Source organism: Micromonospora sp. NPDC006431 (assembly GCF_042870725.1).
Classification (GTDB): domain Bacteria; phylum Actinomycetota; class Actinomycetes; order Mycobacteriales; family Micromonosporaceae; genus Micromonospora.
In genome coordinates, this window is the sequence record NZ_JBIAHQ010000072.1 from 1 (window position 1) to 2,024 (window position 2,024).

At 67.2% G+C, this 2,024-nt stretch carries 1 protein-coding gene; it reads right to left on the reverse strand.

The window, feature by feature from the left end; translation table 11 throughout:
• Nucleotides 1-129: 129 nt before the first annotated feature.
• Complete coding sequence (gene ltrA, locus ACFYM6_RS36095; RefSeq protein WP_387282021.1) at nucleotides 130-1,584, reverse strand: group II intron reverse transcriptase/maturase; 1,455 nt, start codon at nucleotides 1,582-1,584, stop codon at nucleotides 130-132.
• Nucleotides 1,585-2,024: the final 440 nt, after the last annotated feature.

The window sequence follows — 2,024 nt, forward strand, 5'->3', positions numbered from 1 at the left end:
GGTGAGGTCGGCTCGGGGCGCCCTGCCTACGTTTCCGTTGGTGGGTTTCCCCGAGCCGCCTCCCGAACCCGGCGTGCCCCTTGCAGGGCACCGGGCTCTCCGCAGGTCCCGGATGGGGTGCGGTGGTCCTTATCCCGTGGTGGGCCATGGGGAGGGGATCCCTTTGTCGCCGCGGTAGCGGTATCGGGTGGTGCTGAGGCTACCGAGGTCGAACAGGGATAGTTCCTCGCCGGATGGCCACCATCCGCCGCTGCAGTAGCGGCGGCGGAGGTCCTTCCAGGTGATCCGGCGGTGTTTGCGGCGCAACCAGGCGATCACGCGCGTCCACGCGTAGTGGGCGACGTAGTCGAAGGTGGCGCTGGACACTCCGGGTCGGAAGTACGCGCCCCAGCCTCGCATCGCCGAGTTGAGTCGGCGGAGCAGGACGTCGAGCGGCAGGTTGGTGTGGACCTCTTTCCGGCACAGCCGTCGGATTCTGCCCGTCACGGCCTTCACGGCCTTGCGGGACGGGTAGGTGTAGACGTAGTACCGGTTGGTGCCTCGCTTGCGGTGACGCTGGATGTGCCACCCAAGGAAGTCGAAGCCCGCGTCGATGTGGGTGATCAGGGTCTTGTCCACCGACAGGCGTAGCCCCAGCGGGGCGAGCACCTCCGCGATCTGACGGCGCAGGTGTTCAGCCTGCTCCCGGGTGCCGTCGACCAGCACGAGGAAATCGTCGGCGTAGCGCACGAGCCGGACGTTGACCTCTGCGTGGCGGCGGCGCCTGACCCGTTCGATCTTGGTGGTGCCCGGACCGCCGGGGTGCCCGGCGATGTGCTGGTCCAGCACCGACAACGCGATATTGGCCAGCAGCGGGGACAGGATCCCTCCTTGTGGGGTGCCGGTGTCGTTGTCCCGCAGCGTTCCGTCCTGGCCGAGGATCCCGGCCTTGAGGAACGCCTTCACCAGGGCCAGAACACGCTTGTCGGAGATCCGTTGCCGCACCCGGTCCATCAGAGTCGGGTGCGAGATCTCGTCGAAGCACGCCGTGATGTCGCCCTCCACGATCCACTCGTAGCGTTTGGACGTGAGCAGGCGCGTCTCGGCGATCGCGTCATGGGCCCGGCGTTCGGGACGGAACCCGTAGGAACACGGGTGGAAGTCCGCCTCGAAGATCGGTTCCAACACTAGTTTCAGGGATGCCTGGACCACCCGGTCGGCGATGGTCGGGATCCCCAGACGGCGCAGCTTGCCGTTCGCTTTCGGGATCATCCGTTCCTTCACCGGCAACGGGCGGAAGCTGCGCTGTTTGATCTGTGCCCGCAGCTCGTCGAGGAACTCCTCGACCCCTTGGTCGGCCGTGATGGACAACGCGGTGCGCCCGTCCGCCCCGGCCGTGCCGGATCCCTTGTTGCCCCGTACCCGTTCCCAACCCACCATCAGGAAGGCCGGGTCTGCGACGAGGTTGTAGAGGTCATCGAACCTGCGATAAGGATCCTCGCGGGCCCATCGGTGCAGCTTGGTCTGGATCTCCAGTACCCGACGTTCGGCCTGTCCCAGACTGAGCGGCGGCGCGTCGGTATTCACCGACGACTCTCCCGGCATTCCGGCATCCTCCCTGCTGATCTGCTGGCCTCCTTCGCCATGCGTCCGGCTCTCCCGGACTCGGACTACTACGAGGCCTCCGCCCCACCCGACGGCCGTCAGCCGGCAACGGGCCTGCCCGCCCCCGAACCGGATGCCCGAGGGTTCGGGCGACCGCGGATGGTTCCCACGTTCACCGCTCACCGTTTGGCCAGTGCGGCGCCCAGCTCTACCCCGGCAGCATCGCCACGACTACGCCGCAGTCCTTCACCGTGGCCTCCAAGCCGGTCAACGCACCCGGACCCGGAGATGACCCACCTCGCCGAACGGCAGGTCAAGCACTGCACCCGGCCCACATCCACCAGATTCGAGCCGGTACAACCCTTACGGAGCTTCAGACGCTGGTTCACTCGCGTTACGCCTGCTGGCCTTGCTAGCCGGACCCGGCCCGTCTGGCAGTT

Coding starts and splice junctions, on each gene's coding strand:
- ltrA (WP_387282021.1), bottom strand. CDS start 1,584: ATGCCGGGAGAGTCGTCGGTGAATACCGACGCGCCGCCGCTCAGTCTG.